We start from the raw sequence: 15726 nt of genomic DNA on the forward strand, positions 1-15726 counted from the left end.
TCCGGGATGGGGCAGTAACAGCGCTTCGGACAAGACGGGCTCCTTGTTGTAAAATAACCACATGTCACCGTTGCGACTCGATCCATGGCTTTTCAGCGCGGCGGGACGACTCATTCAGTTGCCAGGAGAATTTCCATGCAGCACGCGTTTCACGGTCCGATTCGCCGCACCAAGATCGTCGCCACCCTGGGTCCTGCTACGGACCGCGAGGGAGTATTGGATGCCATTATCGAAGCCGGGGTCGACGTCGTTCGCTTGAACTTCTCCCACGGGAATCCGGAAGATCACCGCCGCCGACTCAAGGCCGTTCGCGAAGCGGCGGATCGTCACGGCCGTGCGGTGGCAGCACTGGGCGATCTCCAGGGTCCCAAGATCCGCATCGCCCGCTTTGCTGCCGAAGGCGGCGTCAAACTCGAAAAAGGCCAGCCTTTCGTGCTGGACGTGTCGCTGGATCGCGATGCCGGCGACAGCGAACGCGTCGGTTGCGACTACAAGGAATTGGCCGACGACCTCGAGACTGGCGACACCCTGTTGCTGGATGACGGTCGCCTGGTGCTCGAAGTCGACCGTATCGAAGGTGCGCAGATTTTCACCACGGTCAAGGTCGGCGGCAAGCTGACCAACAACAAGGGCATCAACAAGCAGGGCGGCGGCCTTTCCGCTGCGGCGCTGACCGAGAAGGACAAGGAAGACCTCAAGACCGCGATCGATATCGGCGTCGACTATCTGGCCGTATCGTTCCCGCGCAGTGGCGCCGACATGCAGTATGCGCGCGAGCTGCTGGGCGAAGCGGGTCAGGAGATCGGCCTGGTCGCCAAGATCGAGCGCGCCGAAGCCGTTGCCGACCCGGAAACGCTGGACGATATCATCCGTGCCTCGGAAGCGGTGATGGTCGCCCGCGGCGATCTCGGCGTCGAGATCGGCGATGCCCAGCTGATCGGCGTGCAGAAACGGATCATCGCCCGCGCCCGTACACTCAACAAGGTCGTCATCACCGCCACTCAGATGATGGAATCGATGATCGAGTCGCCGCTGCCGACCCGCGCGGAAGTCTTCGACGTCGCCAACGCGGTTCTGGATGGTACCGATGCGGTGATGCTCTCGGCAGAAACCGCCGCCGGCGACTTCCCGGTCGAGACCATTCGCGCCATGAACCGGCTGTGCCTGGGCGCCGAGCGCGAGCGGGCGGCCCAGCAGTCCCAGCACCGCATCCATGAAGGTTTCAGCCGGATTGACGAAACGTTGGCGCTGTCTGCCATGTATGCGGCCAACCACCTTTCCGGCGTGGTCGCCATCGCCTGTTTGACCGCGTCGGGCTACACGCCGCTGATCGCCTCGCGCATCCGCTCCGGCCTGCCGATCGTCGCGCTGGCCGAGACACCGCTGGTCCAGCGTCGCATGGCGCTCTATCGTGGCGTCGTCTCGCTGGTCTTCGATAGCTCCCGCTTCCCGCTGACCGAGATCAACAGCGGTGCGATCAAGGAGCTGGTCAGCCTCGGGCTCGCCAGCAAGGGCGATCTCGTCATCCTGACCCGCGGCGATCACATGAACGCTCATGGCGGCACCAATACCATGAAGATCATTCAGGTCGAGGAGTGATCGAGAGCCTCCGTTCGCACGGGATGAAAAAAAGCGGAGCCACGGCTCCGCTTTTTTTATTGCCTTCATCGAGGGAGTGCATCATGCGCTCACTCGATTTCGATCAGAACCTCGCCCGGTGTCACGCGGTCGCCCTTGGCCACATGAACCGCCTTGACCGTGCCGCTGGCCCGCGCCTGCACTTCCGTCTCCATCTTCATGGCTTCGGTGATCAGTACGGCCTGCCCTTCCTCGACGCTGTCACCTTCGGCGACCAGCACATCGACGATGTTGCCCGGCATCGACGTGGTAACGTGCCCCGGCGAGCTGGCCTTGGCGCGCCCTCCGCTCTTGCCTTCCTGCACGAACTCGTCCTTGGCCTCGAACACGACCTCTTCGGGCATGCCATCGAGCGTCAGGTAGACGCGGCGCTTGCTGCCACTGTTGCTGCCGACCCCGGTGATCTGCACTTCGTAGGATTCACCATGAACGTCGATGACGAACTCGGTAGGCACCCCTTCGGAAACCGGCCGTCCGGCACCGCCAGCGGCCTCCGTTGACGGAATCGCTTCCGGCGTCAGTGTACCGTCGCGTCGCCCTTGCAGATATTCGCGTCCCAGATCAGGGAACATGGCAAACGTCAGCACGTCCTCCTCGCTGTCGGCCAGCTCACCGATATCCTGCTTCAGCTTCACCATCTCCGGCTTGAGCTGGTCGGCCGGCCGGCCTTCGTCGACCGGTTCGTTGCCGATCGCCTTGCGCCGCACCTCGGCATTCACCTCCGCTGGCGGCTGGCCGTAGCCACCCAGCAGGTAGCGCTTCACCTCGTTGGTGATCGACTTGTAGCGCTCGCCGGTCAACACGTTCATGGCGGCCTGAGTCCCGACGACCTGCGATGTCGGCGTCACCAGCGGCGGGTACCCCAGATCGGCACGGACCTTCGGAATTTCGTCGAAGACGTCCTGGATCCGACCCAGCGCATTCTGCTCCTTCATCTGGTTGGCCAGGTTGGACATCATGCCCCCCGGCACCTGCCAGATCTGTACGCTCACATCCTCGCGGGTGTACTCGCTTTCGAATGCCACATATTTCTTGCGCACTTCCCGGAAGTAGTCGCCGATCTCCTTCAGCGCGACCAGATCCAGACCGGTGTCATAAGGCGTCTGCTGGAACGCCGCCACCATTGCCTCGGTAGAGGGGTGACTGGTGCCACCGGCGAAGGCGGAAATGCAGGTATCGATATGGCGACAGCCTGCCTCGACGGCCTTCATCTGACTCAGGGAAGCCAGCCCGGACGTCGCGTGGGCATGGAGGTGGATCGGCACGTCGACCGCCTCGGCCAGCGCCGCCACCAGTTCGCCGGTGGCGTAAGGCGTCAGCAGCCCGGCCATGTCCTTGATGGCGATCGAATCGGCGCCCATGTCGACCAGCCGCTTGGCCTGCTCGACATACATGTCCCGGGTGTGGACGGGGCTGACGGTATAACAGATAGTGCCCTGCGCATGCTTGCCGCTGGCCTTGACTGCCTTCATCGCGGTCTCCAGATTGCGCAGGTCGTTCAGCGCATCGAAGACCCGAAAGATGTCGATGCCGTTATCGGCCGAGCGCGCCACGAAGCGCTCCACCACATCATCCGCATAGTGGCGATACCCAAGCAGGTTCTGCCCCCGCAGCAGCATCTGCAGCGGCGTATTGGGAAGCGCTTCGCGCAGCGACTGCAGGCGTTCCCAGGGATCCTCCTTGAGGAAACGCACGCAGGCATCGAACGTGGCGCCGCCCCAGACTTCGAGCGAATGGAACCCGATCGCGTCGAGCTTGGCGCAGATCGGCAGCATGTCTTCGGTTTTCATGCGCGTGGCGATCAATGACTGATGCCCGTCACGCAGGACGACGTCGCTGATCTTGACGGATGACGAGTCGGCGTTGTTCATCTTTTTCTCCTGATACTGATTCTGATCCATTCGGCGCGTTCAAAGTCCAGCGTGAGCCGCGATGGCCGCCGCGATCGCCAACGCCACCTCTTCGGGGTTGCGCTTGACGGAGTAGTTGAGCAGTTCGGGATGGGCGGGAACGAACCCGGTGTCGAAATGCCCGGCCCGGAAATCGGGATGGCGCAGAATTTCCTGGTAGTAGGGGGCGGTGGTCTTCACCCCTTGCAGACGCATGTCGTTCAGCGCCCGAATGCCACGATTGAGGGTCTCTTCCCAGGTCATGCCCCAGACGATCAGCTTGAGGCACATCGAATCGAAGTACGGCGGAATGGTATAGCCGGTATAGATCGCAGTGTCCGTGCGGACGCCGGGGCCGCCGGGCGCGTAGTAACGGGTGATGCGACCGAAGCTGGGCAGGAAGTCGTTCTTGGGATCCTCGGCGTTGATTCGGAACTGGATGGCATAGCCCTGGTGGCGGATATCCTCCTGGCGATAGGCCAGCCGGTCGCCTGCGGCAATGCGCAACTGTTCACGGACGATATCGACGCCGGTGATCGCCTCGGTGATGGTGTGCTCGACCTGGACCCGGGTGTTCATCTCCATGAAGAAGACTTCGTTGTCCTTGACCAGGAACTCCACGGTACCGGCATTCTGGTAGCCGACCGCATGGGCGGCACGCACCGCCATCTTGCCCACGTAGCTGCGCTGTTCCGGGGTCAGCTGAGGACTGGGCGCAATTTCGATCAGCTTCTGGTTGCGGCGCTGGATCGAGCAGTCGCGCTCGAACAGATGGATGACCCCACCGTGGCTGTCCGCCAGCACCTGAACTTCGATGTGCAGCGGATCGACGATGCATTTCTCCATGAACACTTCCGCGCTACCGAAAGCTTTGGTCGCCTCGGAAATCACGCGATCCCAGGCCTGCCGGAGCTGGTCGGCCGTGTCGCAGCGGCGAATCCCTCTCCCGCCGCCGCCGGATGTCGCCTTGAGCATGATCGGATAACCAATCTCTTCGGCAACCGTCAGCGCTTCGTCGAGATTGGCGAGATTGCCGTCGGAACCCGGGGTCACCGGCACGCCCGCCTCACGCATCGCCGTTCGCGCGGCGGTCTTGTCGCCCATCCTGGCGATCACTTCGGCACTCGGGCCGACGAACGCGATACCCGCCTGACTGCAGATCCTGGCAAACTCGGCACTTTCGGATAAAAAGCCGTAGCCGGGATGAATGGCATCACAGCCGGTTTCCCGTGCCAGGTTGACGATCCGCCGCGGATCCAGATAGCCCGCCAGCGGTTCGTCACCGACGAAATAGGCCTCGTCCGCTCCTTTGACATGCAGGGAGAAACGGTCGGGTTCGGTATAGATCGCAACCGAACGGATGCCCATCTCGGCGCAGGCTCGTACAATACGCACGGCAATCTCGCCGCGGTTGGCGATAAGCAGCTTTTTAAACACCGTTTGCCCTCCCGGTTTGTGCGTGGCGACGCTTTGTTATCGTCTCCCTACGCTAGCGATCCGGGTACCAATAGAAAAATTGATATTTTTTTGCCAACCTATAAGCTAAACGTTATACCTGACCGTGAGAGCATCCTGAATGTCGCGTCCCAACCTGCTCAATCGTCTGACATTCCGTCAGCTCCAGGTCTTCCAGGCCGTTCATCGTCAGCAATCCTATTCACGCGCTGCCGAACAGCTGGGCCTGACGCAACCTGCCGTCAGCGCTCAGATCCGACAGCTCGAGCAGGCGCTGAGCCAGCCACTGTTCAAGTACGCCGGCAAGACACTCCATATACTGCCCGCCGCCGATGCGCTGGCCGCGTCCGTGCAGTCGATCTTCGGTCAGGTTTCGAGCCTGCAGATGGAGCTGTCGGAGCTGGCGGGCACGATCCGGGGCGAACTCAACCTCGCAGCCGTCTCGACCGCGCAGTACGTCGTGCCGCACATTCTGGCGCGCTTCCGCGCCCGCTATCCGGAAGTCCAGATTCGGCTACGCGTCTGCAACCGGGCACAGGCCCTCGAACGGCTGGCGGAGAGACGAGATGATCTGGTCATCATGGGCATGGTGCCGGACGACCCCAATCTGGTGTTCATGCCCATTCTGGACAATGAATTGATACCGGTGGTCTGGCCGGGCCACCCGCTGGTCACGGCCGAGCGGGCGACGCTCGAGGATTTCGCGCGGCACTATCTGCTGATGAGGGAGCCGGGCTCCGGCGCACGGACGGCATTCGAGGATTTTGCAGCAAGGGAGCGCATCTCCCTGCACCACACCATCGAGCTCGGTACCAATGAAGCCATCAAGCAGGGCGTCATGGCGCACCTGGGTGTGGCCGTGCTTCCACGCCTGGCTGTGCAGCTGGAGCTGGCTTCCGGACTGCTCGCCAGCCCGCGCATTCCCGGCTTCCCTCTGAAACGCTCGTGGTGCACGGTCTACCCCAAGGATCGCTACCCGACGCCAGTCACGGAGCTTTTTCTACGCTTCGTGCGGGAACTGCTGCCGGAATTGAACGCACACTTCCGGGCCCCGATGACACCGATAGAGACGCCGACGCTGCTGTGTCTTCCTGCTGATGAGGGTTAAAGAGGACTTCAGCGCTCAGGCCCGATCACGCTGATTCGCCTGGACGCGAAGGACATGCAGCTGGATCAGCTCCTCGGCCTGAGCAGCAAGAAGCTTCAATCGCTGCATATCGGTTTCCTCGAAAGCCCGGGGAAGCATGCCAATCAGACATAGCGTGCCCACACAGGCTTCCGGCTCCACGAACAGCGGATAGCCAGCATAGAAGCGAATGAATGGGTCTCCTGTCACTATCGGGTTGTCCGAAAAACGTGCATCCCGCAAGGCATTGTTGACCACCATCGGCTGGCCGTCGGCCACGACGTGGCCACAGAAAGAAATCCGCCTTGGCGTCTCGCAGACCTTCAAGCCCTGGTGTGACTTGAACCACTGACGCTCTTCGTCGATCAGCGTGATCATCGACATGGGAACGTCGAAAATCTGCGTCGCCAATTCCGTCAAACGGTCGAACCCCTTGTCGGATTCCGAATCGAGCAGCTGTAGATCCCGCAAGACAGTTAGACGCTCGACTTCGTTATGGGGCATATCCGGTGCAATCATAGAGCGGACTCTTACTCCTCAGGTTCGAGAAATTATCAACGCCGCACAGCCAACGTGGTTCCGGACAGAAAAATCGCGAAATAATTCTTCAAAGATAGTTCTTAGAAGATAATTCTCCGAAGCGTGACGACCGCCTGGCGCGGCGCACGTGAAATCCTGTTCGGATGATCCGTGGTACGTACGTGACGAACGGTCATTGAATACGCCTGAAAGACCTCTTTGGATGCATACCTGCTGCCAATGACCCAAACGGATCGTCATATCGCATTCCGGCATGAAAAAAATACCAGGCAGGGACAGAACGGGACCAGGCAGAGACAGAACGGGCCTGCCGATCTTATCGGCAGGCCCGTTAACGTCTTCCTGACGAGGCACGCTTACTTCACCTCTACCCCGTGTGCCTGCTTGTCGGCATGATAGGACGAACGCACCAGCGGCCCCGATGCCACATGTTTGAACCCCATGGCCTTGCCCTGCTCGGCAAACCAATCGAATGTCTCGGGATGCACCCAACGATCGATAGGCAGGTGATTGCGAGAGGGCTGCATGTACTGGCCCAGGGTCAGCATATCGACATCGTGAGCACGCAGGTCGCGCATGACTTCGATGACCTGCTCGTCGGTTTCCCCGACCCCGAGCATCAACCCTGACTTGGTCATCACTTCCGGGCGGCGCGCCTTGTACCCTTTCAGCAAGTCCAGCGACCACTGATAGTCCGCGCCTGGGCGGACCTTGCGATAGAGCGACGGCACCGTTTCCAGGTTGTGGTTGAAGACGTCCGGCGCTTCGCCTTCCAGAATGTCCAGCGCCACCTGCATGCGTCCGCGGAAATCCGGAACCAGCACTTCGATCTCGATGTCCGGGCTATCGCGACGAATCTCGCGAATGCAGTTGGCGAAATGCTGCGCTCCGCCATCACGCAGGTCATCGCGATCCACGGACGTCACCACGACGTAATTGAGCCGCATCTCGGCAATGGCTTCCGCCAGTTCGCGAGGCTCGTTCTCGTTGAGCGCATTGGGTCGCCCATGCGCGACATCGCAGAAGGGGCAACGGCGGGTACAGATATCGCCCATGATCATGAAGGTCGCCGTCCCGCCACTGAAGCACTCGCCTAGGTTAGGACAGGAGGCTTCTTCACAGACGGTGTGCAGCCCGTGCTTGCGCAGGGTCTGCTTGATATGGGTGACCTGGGGAGAAACCGGCATTCTGACTCGCAACCAGTCCGGCTTCTTCGGCAACGTTTCGGTCGGAATGACCTTGACGGGAATCCGAGAGACCTTCTCGGCACCGCGCAGTTTGACACCGCGCTCGGCGCGTGCCGGCTTCTTGGTCTCGGGCGTTGGCATGACGGTCGTCTCGGTCATAGATCCCTTCCTGATAGGTCGTGGAACGTCGGCAGCTAGGCATTCGCTGCCGGTTCAAAAGCTTGTGGCCACCCGGGTCGAGCGTCGAGCGGCACGGACAATCGGCGTGCAAAGCAGTCTGCCAATCTTTCGGCTTCGCTGATCGATGACACCGGCTCGGTCACGTGGTCACGCAATTGGGTCATCTTCAGCCCCGCATAGCCGCACGGGTTGATTCGGGCGAACGGTGACAGGTCCATGTCGACGTTGAGCGCGACGCCATGGAAACTGCAGCCTCGCCGAATTCTCAGACCCAGCGATGCGATCTTGTCGTCAGCGACATAGACCCCAGGGGCGTCCGGCCGCGCACGTGCTGCGACGCCATGGTGCGCCAGCAGGTCGATGACGGCATTCTCGAGCAGCGTCACCAGCTCCCGTACACCAAGCCCTCGCCGACGCACATCGAGCAAAGGATAGAGCACGACCTGCCCCGGCCCATGGTAGGTCACCTGACCGCCGCGATCGCTCGCGACGACCGGTATGTCTCCCGGCATCAACAGATGCTCCGGCTTGCCGGCCCGCCCCTGGGTGAAGACGGGATCATGCTCGACCAGCCATAGCTGGTCCGGCGCCGAGGCATCGCGCATGTCGGTAAAACGTGACATCGCCTGCCATATCGGTAGATAAGGCTGACGCCCGAGTCGGTAGAGTTGCAATGTGGACATTGACGTCACAGCACCATGTGAACGCGTCCGGTCGCCTTCAGATCCTGAAACAGCGCATCCAGCTGCGTCTCTCCGGTGGCATGAATGACCACCCGAACTGACTGAAAACGGCCTTTGCGGCTGTCGGAAAGCTTGACGGATGCCGGGTCAAAACCGGGAGCATGCCGTTCGATCACCTCACTGATAGCCGCGACAAAATCTTCGGCGGCGTCACCGACCACCCGGATCGGGTAGTCGCAAGGAAATTCGACCTTGGGCCGAGGCAGGTCAACATCATTGGGTGTCTGAGTCATGGCGCTATGGTTATCTGAGTCATGGTATTAGGCGCTGAAAGTCATTTCCGACCATTCTACTCAACAACAGCCCAGGCACCAACCGATGCTGGCGAAGCGCGGAGACCGCTGACGGGATCCGCTACTTCGTTTCGAACCTTCGCCACCTTCCGGCACTGTGTCTGGCCGGGCACCGTGTCTCGACGGCGCCCGACCGACAGATGAAGGAGCCGTCTTAATCGAATAGCCCGGTCACGAACAGAACGATGGAGCCCCATACACGCTTGAAGATGCTGCCCTCTTCGACCCCTTCCAACGCCACCAGCGGCTGCTGACCGAGCACCTCGTCACCCGATTTGATTTCCAGCGTGCCGACCTGCTGTCCGGCCTGAATCGGCGCACGCAGCGTCTCGGGCAGATTGAGACGTGCGGTCAGATTATCGGCGCTACCCCGCGGTACGGTCATGCTGACTTCGTTCTGCACGCCAAGACGAACGGTATCACTGGCGCCGCCCCAGATACGCGCCTCGTTGAGTACGGAGCCTGCGTCATAGAGCTTGCGAGTCTGGAAGAAGCGGAAGCCGTAGTTGAGCAGGCGCTGGGTTTCTGCCGCCCGGGCTTCATCGGAATTGGTGCCCATCACCACAGCGATCAGACGAGTATCCTGTTTTTTGGCAGAGGCGACCAGACAGTAGCCGGCAGCTTCGGTATGGCCCGTTTTCAAGCCGTCGACATCCGGATCGCGCCACAACAGGCGATTGCGGTTCGGCTGGCGAATATCGTTGTAGGTGAAATATTTCTCCGAATAAACCTGATAGTGGTCAGGAAAATCCGTGATGATGTGGCGCGCGAGAATGGCCAGGTCGTGAGCGGACGAATAATGGTCGTCGTGAGGCAGTCCTGTCGGATTCATGAAATGGCTGTTCTGCATCCCCAGGCGCTGAGCCTGCTGATTCATCAGGTCCGCAAACGCCGATTCGCTGCCGGCTACGTATTCCGACAGCGCCACGCTGGCATCGTTGCCGGACTGGACCACCACGCCGCGAAGCAGGTTCTCGACACTGACCTGCGTGCCCTCCTGGATGAACATGCGTGAACCGCCCGTGCGCCACGCATTTTCACTGACGCTGACCATGTCGGTGTCGGAGATGCTGCCGCCGTCGATTTCCTGCTCGACGATGTACGCCGTCATCATCTTGGTCAGACTGGCGGGCGGCAGCCGCTGATCGCCGTTGTGATTCACCAGCAGTTGCCCGGTGGAGGCGTCCATCAGTACCCAGGAAGACGCGGCCAGGTCAGGCGGCGAGGGTATCAACTGCTCCGGCTCCGGGTTGGATGTCGACATCTGGCTATCGGGAGCGGGTTGCTGGGCGCCGGCCGGAGACGACAGCAGCCCCAGACACAATGACGCTGAGATGACCAGGCGTGATACAGACGAAGTGAACAACGCTTTCATGACAATCGGGTTCTCACTGGACGAGGTTACTGAGTGGGCGCCACCAGGAACGTCTGGCCATAGCCGGCGTCCTGCAGAGTAGCCCTGATGGATTCGAGCGATGCCAGGTCATGAATGGGGCCGACCTGGACACGATAGAGAGGAGACGCATTGTCGATGCGAACCGGCTGCGACAGCAAGCCCTGCAGCCGGCTCCTCAACGCTTCCGCCCCGGATCGAGAACCGAGCGCGGCAACCTGCACGAAGCGCTGCCCTGCCGCCGACGATGCCGCAGCGGCGGACGTGGGCGCAGCGCTTTCAGAAGACAAGGTAGTCGAAGATGGAGATTCCTCGGCATTCGCCGCCGCGAGAACGGGGTCGATGCTGGCCTCGTAACTCGCAGCCGAGCTCGTACCGTCGGCTTGCGAAGCGGCAGGCCGAAGGGACGACCCCGGCGCCTTCGATGGCTGATCCGGTACCGAACGGGATGCGAACTCGCTCTGGCCGGCCTGCGTGCGGTCATCACCCGACTGGCCATGCGTACGCGCCCAGGCCACGGGATCTATCGCCTCGACCCTCACCCGTCCGGTGCCGCCCTTCAGAATGCCCAGACGCGCGGCCGCCGCGTAGGAAAGGTCGATCAGCCGCTCGCTGTGAAACGGGCCACGATCGTTCACCCGCACGATGACCTTGCGACCGTTATCGAGATTGGTGACTCGGGCATACGTCGGCAGCGGCAGCGAGCGATGGGCCGCCGACATCTGATACATGTCGTAGGTCTCGCCGTTGGCCGTGTCGTACCCCTGGAACTTGACACCGTACCAGGAAGCGAGCCCCTCGGCCTCGTAACCGGCAGGGTCGTCGAGCACATGGTAGGTCTTGCCCCAGACCGTATAGGTCGAGCGGTTACCGCTCCTGGAGCGGGGTTCCACGCGTGGTACCGCATCCGGCACGTTGGCGACGTCTTCCGGCGTATCCGGGTAGGCATCCTGATCCATGGCGTAACGGCCGCCTCCGCCCTGGGTGCCGCCGCCACCGGCACATCCCGCCAGCACTGCCAGCACTGCCAGCACTGCCAGCAGCAGCGATGCCAGAGAGAGGCGCCATCTCACGGCACACCGAATCATGCCCCGTCACCTTGCACGTCCCCGGACATGGCAGTCTGAATGCGTTGCGCCAGCGTCGCGACCGCCATGGCATAGAGATGGCTGTGGTTGTAGCGGGTGATGACATGAAAATTGTCGAGGCCCAGCACATAGCGAATATGCCCGTCGGCAAAATCCAGGGCCAACGGCACGACTTCGTCATTCGGCTGCAAGCGCCCCGCCGTCGGCTCGATGCCGACCTGCTGCAACGCCGAAATCGACGTATCCGGCGGCTCGGTACGATTGAAGGTGATGGAAGCCGGCAACACATCGGGGCCATCGGCCTCGACCAGCACCGCTTGATTCCGCTGCCAACCATGCTCGCTGAAGTAATTGGCGATACTGCCGATGGCGTCCACCGGGTTGTTCCACAGATCCTTCAGTCCATCGAAATCGAAATCTACCGCGTACGCCTGATAGCTGGTAGGAATAAACTGCGGATAGCCCATGGCACCGGCGTAGGAGCCATGAAGCGTGGCGGGATCGACATCCTGACCTAGCGTAATGCCGAGAAACGCTTCGAGCTCACCGCGAAAGAACGTGCCCCGGGAAGGGTGGTGAAACGCCAGCGTGGAAAGAGAATCCAGCACGCGATGCGTGCCCTTGTGCTGGCCATATTGGGTCTCGACACCCAGGATCGCCACCACGATCTCCGGCGGCACGCCGTAGACTTTCTCGGCCCGCGCCAACGTTTCATGATACTTCTCGAGAAAGGCAACGCCCTGTCGAATACGTTCAGGCTGGATGAAGATGTCGCGGTACTCGTCCCAGCGCAAGCGTCTTTCCGCCGCGTGATTCATCGCCTCCAGTACCTGCGGACGATACTGCGCCGCCTGCATCGCGGCTTCCAGCTCGTGGCTCAGCAAGCCCTTCCGCGACAGGGATTCCACCATCTCCTGCACTTCGGGATGGGTGGCCGGGTCGAAATTCTCCTTGGCCTGCGTCGCCGCGCTTGCCAAGCCCCAGAGTCCCACCAGCAACAGACTGATGCTGAACCGACGATCTCGTCTCCAACGCAGCGGCATGCGCGACTAGCTCCCTGCTTGCGGCTTGTCCGGCGTCAGTGTGTCAACAGGCGCCGGTGCGTGTGAATCGACATGAGAATACCGAACCCGGCCATCAAGGTCACGCTGGAGGTCCCGCCATAGCTGACCAGCGGCAATGGCACGCCGACCACCGGCAGAATGCCCGTGACCATGCCGATATTCACGAAAACGTAGATGAAAAAGGTCAATACGATACTACCGGCCAGCAAGCGGCCGTAGGTGTCCTGCGCATGATTGGCCATGACCAGCCCGCGCGAGACCAGCAACAGATACAGCACCAGAATGGTACACATGCCGATCAGGCCGAACTCCTCTCCCAGCACGGCGACGATGAAGTCGGTATGGCGCTCCGGCAGGAACTCTAGCTGGGACTGCGTACCCAGCCCCCAGCCCTTGCCTTCCAGCCCGCCGCTGCCGATCGCGGTCTTGGACTGGATGATGTTCCACCCGGCACCGAGAGGGTCGCTTTCCGGATTGAGAAAGGTCAACACTCGCTGACGCTGGTAATCGTGCATGTTGATCCACAGCAGCGGCGCCGCCGCCCCCGCCATGGCCCCCAGCGTCAGAATGAATTTCCACGACAGCCCCGTCAGCAGAATCACGAACACTGCCGCGCAGGTCACCAGCAATGACGTGCCCAGGTCAGGCTGACGGGCGATCAGCAGCACCGGCACCCCGATGATCACCGCGCAGACGATCAGATCGCGCCAGGTGGGCGGCAGGGGGCGGCGATGAAAATAGGCCGCCAGCATCATCGGCATGGCGATCTTCATCACCTCCGAAGGCTGGAATCGCAACGGGCCGATCTCCAGCCAGCGCTGGGCGCCCATGCCGATGTCCCCCATGATCTCGACGGCGATCAGCATCAAGAGGCCGCCACCGTAGGCCAGCGGTGTCCACCGGAACAGCGTGCCGGGCGAGAACTGCGCGATGATCACCGCGCCCAGCAAGGCCACGCCCATGCGCGACGCCTGCGCCATCGTCGTCGAGGCCGACATGCCGCTCGCGCTGTAGAGCACCACCAGTCCGAACGAGATCAGCAGCAGCAGGATCGACAATAGCCACGGGTCAAGATGCATGCGCAGCCACAACGAGCGCTTGCGCCCGACTCGGGCTTGATGGGCTCTCGGTGCCACGCGTTGGAAATCAATCGCCATCGATACTCTCGATTTCTTCGTTGACGGTGGTACCCGGCGGATCCTCGAGCTTCCCGTCGGGCAACAGCCACGCATCGGTAAGCTCGCGACCGAGGCCGGATACGCCGCCGCCTGCGTTCTCGACGATGACGGCAACCGCGATCTGAGGGTCGTCTACGGGCGCAAAACCGATGAACAGCGCGTGATCACGGAGGCGTTCGGCCAGTTCGTCGGCGTCGTACTTCTGGTTCTGCCCCAGCGAAAAGACCTGAGCGGTGCCGGTCTTCGCTGCCATCTCGTACTGCAGGCCAGCGCCAGCCTTGCGGGCGGTCCCTTCGGAGCCGTTCATCACTGCCTCCATGCCTTTGTAGACGTCCTGCCACCAACGCGCCTGATCGATCTGTACATCCGGCTTGGTATCCGCGAACGGCGGCTCGACGATCTCCTCGCCGATGCGCTTGGCCAGATGCGGCCGCACCCACTGTCCCCGATTGGCCAGTGTCGCGGTGGCAGCCGCCAACTGGAGTGGCGTCGCCATGAAATATCCTTGACCGATGCCGGCAGAAAGCGTTTCTCCCGGATACCACACCTGGTTGTACTTCTCGCGCTTCCATTCACGTGACGGCATCAGGCCCGGCGACGCTCCCTGGACATCCAGCGACGTGACCTCGCCAAAGCCGAACTGGTGCATGAACGCCGAGAGACGGTCGATGCCCAGCCGGTACGCCATGGTATAGAAATAGGTGTTGTTGGAGACTTCCAGCGCTCGCTCGAGATCGACACGACCATGCCCCCACCGCAGCCAGTTGTGGTAGCGCCGGCTATCATTGGGCAACTGGAAATAGCCAGGGTCGTAGATGACGTCGTTGGGCTTGACCACCCCATCCTGCAAGGCGCCCAGCGCCTCGAACGGCTTGACGGTCGAACCCGGCGGATACTGCCCGCGTACCGCACGGTTATACAGCGGCAGGTCCAGATTTTCCTGCAAGGCGCGATAATCCTTGTAGGAGATCCCGGTCACGAACTTGTTGATGTCGAAGCCCGGTGCCGAAACCATCGCCAGGATGTCGCCCGTCTTGGGCTGAATGGCCACGATGGCACCGCGTCGTCCGCCCAGCAGATCATAGGCCATGTGCTGCAGGCGACTGTCGATGGTCAGCGTGATGTCCTTGCCCGGCTCTGCCGGATTTCGGTCCAGTTCACGCAGGACCCGGCCACGGGCGTTGGTCTCGACCTTGCGCAGGCCGGCCTTGCCATGAAGCTGATCCTCGTAGGTGTACTCGACGCCAGTCTTGCCGATGAAATGGGTGCCGGCATAGTTCCCGGGGTCCAGGTCGGCCAGTTCATCGGCATTGATTCGCCCGACATAACCGAGCACGTGCGACATCACGATCGGATCAGGGTAATAGCGCATCAACTGGGCCTCGACCTCGACACCGCTGAGCAGATAACGGTTCACGGCCAGGCGGGCAATCTGATCCTCGGTGAGGTCGCTGACCAACAGCGCAGGCTGGTAAGGCCGCTGGCGCTGCCGGGAACGCTCCCGAAAGGTCTCGACCTCATCCTCGGGCAGCCCCAGGATATCCACCAGGCGCTGCAGCGTGGTATCGAGATCATCGACACGTTCGCGCACGATGGTGAGGTTGTAGGTAGGACGATTTTCCGCCAGCAGCTTGCCGTTTCGATCGTAAATCAGACCACGGCGCGGCGGTAACGGCTCCACTCGCATGCGATTGTTGTCGGAGCGCGTGATGAAGACGTCGTGCTCGATGATCTGCAGGTAGACCAGACGCGAAACGAGCGCGCCCGCCATCAGCAGAATGATCAGGGCAGCGACCAACGAGCGATTGCGGAAGACACGAACTTCCTGTTCGTGATTCTTGACGTTTTCCCGACGTTTACGCATGACAGGAACAGCGATTCAGGACAAGGATCGGCTCCAAGCCGTCACGGCGTCCGGCGGCGTCGCTTTCGGTGGCGTCAAATGGAAACAA

General features: G+C 61.5%; 13 protein-coding genes. 2 read left to right on the forward strand and 11 right to left on the reverse strand.

All coding sequences use genetic code 11. The annotated features are described in order from the left end of the window. Positions 1-135: 135 nt before the first annotated feature. The gene (gene pyk / locus ACWHY3_RS10345) at positions 136-1599 is read left to right on the forward strand and encodes a pyruvate kinase (protein ID WP_087719845.1); all 1464 of its coding nucleotides are present in this window, start codon (positions 136-138) and stop codon (positions 1597-1599) included. A gap of 89 nt (positions 1600-1688) precedes the next feature. On the opposite strand, the gene oadA is transcribed toward pyk, so the two are convergent. After that, a complete protein-coding gene (oadA, locus tag ACWHY3_RS10350) occupies positions 1689-3509 on the reverse strand; it encodes a sodium-extruding oxaloacetate decarboxylase subunit alpha (RefSeq protein ID WP_448126471.1) in 1821 nt (606 codons plus the stop codon). A 39-nt stretch (positions 3510-3548) separates the two neighbouring features. Further along, entirely contained in the window at positions 3549-4964 is a 1416-nt protein-coding gene (locus ACWHY3_RS10355; RefSeq protein WP_087719846.1) for an acetyl-CoA carboxylase biotin carboxylase subunit, read from the reverse strand. Between the two features lie 139 nt (positions 4965-5103). Here ACWHY3_RS10355 and ACWHY3_RS10360 point away from each other — a divergent pair, with 139 nt between their 5' ends. Then, complete coding sequence (locus tag ACWHY3_RS10360; protein WP_087719847.1) at positions 5104-6090, forward strand: LysR family transcriptional regulator; 987 nt, start codon at positions 5104-5106, stop codon at positions 6088-6090. 15 nt (positions 6091-6105) lie between these two features. Here ACWHY3_RS10360 and ACWHY3_RS10365 read toward each other — a convergent pair whose 3' ends face one another. The 9 genes from ACWHY3_RS10365 to mrdA form a co-directional block, all read right to left on the reverse strand. Beyond that, complete coding sequence (locus ACWHY3_RS10365) at positions 6106-6627, reverse strand: GAF domain-containing protein (RefSeq protein WP_448126472.1); 522 nt, start codon at positions 6625-6627, stop codon at positions 6106-6108. Between the two features lie 377 nt (positions 6628-7004). After that, the gene (gene lipA / locus ACWHY3_RS10370) at positions 7005-7994 is read right to left on the reverse strand and encodes a lipoyl synthase (protein ID WP_218777032.1); all 990 of its coding nucleotides are present in this window, start codon (positions 7992-7994) and stop codon (positions 7005-7007) included. 35 nt (positions 7995-8029) lie between these two features. Further along, positions 8030-8698 (reverse strand): lipoyl(octanoyl) transferase LipB, encoded by a 669-nt coding sequence (gene lipB / locus ACWHY3_RS10375; protein ID WP_332779235.1) that lies wholly within the window; start codon positions 8696-8698, stop codon positions 8030-8032. A gap of 5 nt (positions 8699-8703) precedes the next feature. After that, entirely contained in the window at positions 8704-8991 is a 288-nt protein-coding gene (locus ACWHY3_RS10380) for an HP0495 family protein (protein WP_087719850.1), read from the reverse strand. Between the two features lie 214 nt (positions 8992-9205). After that, positions 9206-10426 carry a D-alanyl-D-alanine carboxypeptidase family protein gene (locus ACWHY3_RS10385; protein WP_448126473.1) on the reverse strand — a complete coding sequence of 407 codons (1221 nt, stop codon included), beginning with the start codon at positions 10424-10426 and terminating at the stop codon, positions 9206-9208. Between the two features lie 26 nt (positions 10427-10452). After that, positions 10453-11532: a septal ring lytic transglycosylase RlpA family protein gene (locus ACWHY3_RS10390; protein WP_448126474.1), complete on the reverse strand. Its 1080-nt coding sequence runs from the start codon at positions 11530-11532 to the stop codon at positions 10453-10455. Next, entirely contained in the window at positions 11529-12575 is a 1047-nt protein-coding gene (mltB, locus tag ACWHY3_RS10395; protein WP_448126475.1) for a lytic murein transglycosylase B, read from the reverse strand. The genes ACWHY3_RS10390 and mltB overlap by 4 nt, the downstream gene beginning before the upstream one ends. Before the next feature lie 35 nt (positions 12576-12610). Then, entirely contained in the window at positions 12611-13753 is a 1143-nt protein-coding gene (rodA, locus tag ACWHY3_RS10400) for a rod shape-determining protein RodA (protein WP_087719854.1), read from the reverse strand. Continuing rightward, entirely contained in the window at positions 13743-15638 is a 1896-nt protein-coding gene (gene mrdA / locus ACWHY3_RS10405) for a penicillin-binding protein 2 (protein ID WP_087719855.1), read from the reverse strand. Before mrdA ends, rodA begins: the two co-directional genes overlap by 11 nt. Between the last annotated feature and the right edge of the window lie 88 nt (positions 15639-15726).

This window comes from Salinicola sp. NYA28a (assembly GCF_976982775.1).

Excerpts from the sequence above, each read along its gene's own strand:
- pyk (WP_087719845.1), top strand. The coding sequence starts at position 136 with ATGCAGCACGCGTTTCACGGTCCGATTCGCCGCACCAAGATCGTCGCC.
- oadA (WP_448126471.1), bottom strand. The coding sequence starts at position 3,509 with ATGAACAACGCCGACTCGTCATCCGTCAAGATCAGCGACGTCGTCCTG.
- ACWHY3_RS10360 (WP_087719847.1), top strand. The coding sequence starts at position 5,104 with ATGTCGCGTCCCAACCTGCTCAATCGTCTGACATTCCGTCAGCTCCAG.
- ACWHY3_RS10365 (WP_448126472.1), bottom strand. The coding sequence starts at position 6,627 with ATGATTGCACCGGATATGCCCCATAACGAAGTCGAGCGTCTAACTGTC.
- lipA (WP_218777032.1), bottom strand. The coding sequence starts at position 7,994 with ATGACCGAGACGACCGTCATGCCAACGCCCGAGACCAAGAAGCCGGCA.
- lipB (WP_332779235.1), bottom strand. The coding sequence starts at position 8,698 with ATGTCCACATTGCAACTCTACCGACTCGGGCGTCAGCCTTATCTACCG.
- ACWHY3_RS10380 (WP_087719850.1), bottom strand. The coding sequence starts at position 8,991 with ATGACTCAGACACCCAATGATGTTGACCTGCCTCGGCCCAAGGTCGAA.
- ACWHY3_RS10385 (WP_448126473.1), bottom strand. The coding sequence starts at position 10,426 with ATGAAAGCGTTGTTCACTTCGTCTGTATCACGCCTGGTCATCTCAGCG.
- ACWHY3_RS10390 (WP_448126474.1), bottom strand. The coding sequence starts at position 11,532 with ATGATTCGGTGTGCCGTGAGATGGCGCCTCTCTCTGGCATCGCTGCTG.
- mltB (WP_448126475.1), bottom strand. The coding sequence starts at position 12,575 with ATGCCGCTGCGTTGGAGACGAGATCGTCGGTTCAGCATCAGTCTGTTG.
- rodA (WP_087719854.1), bottom strand. The coding sequence starts at position 13,753 with ATGGCGATTGATTTCCAACGCGTGGCACCGAGAGCCCATCAAGCCCGA.
- mrdA (WP_087719855.1), bottom strand. The coding sequence starts at position 15,638 with ATGCGTAAACGTCGGGAAAACGTCAAGAATCACGAACAGGAAGTTCGT.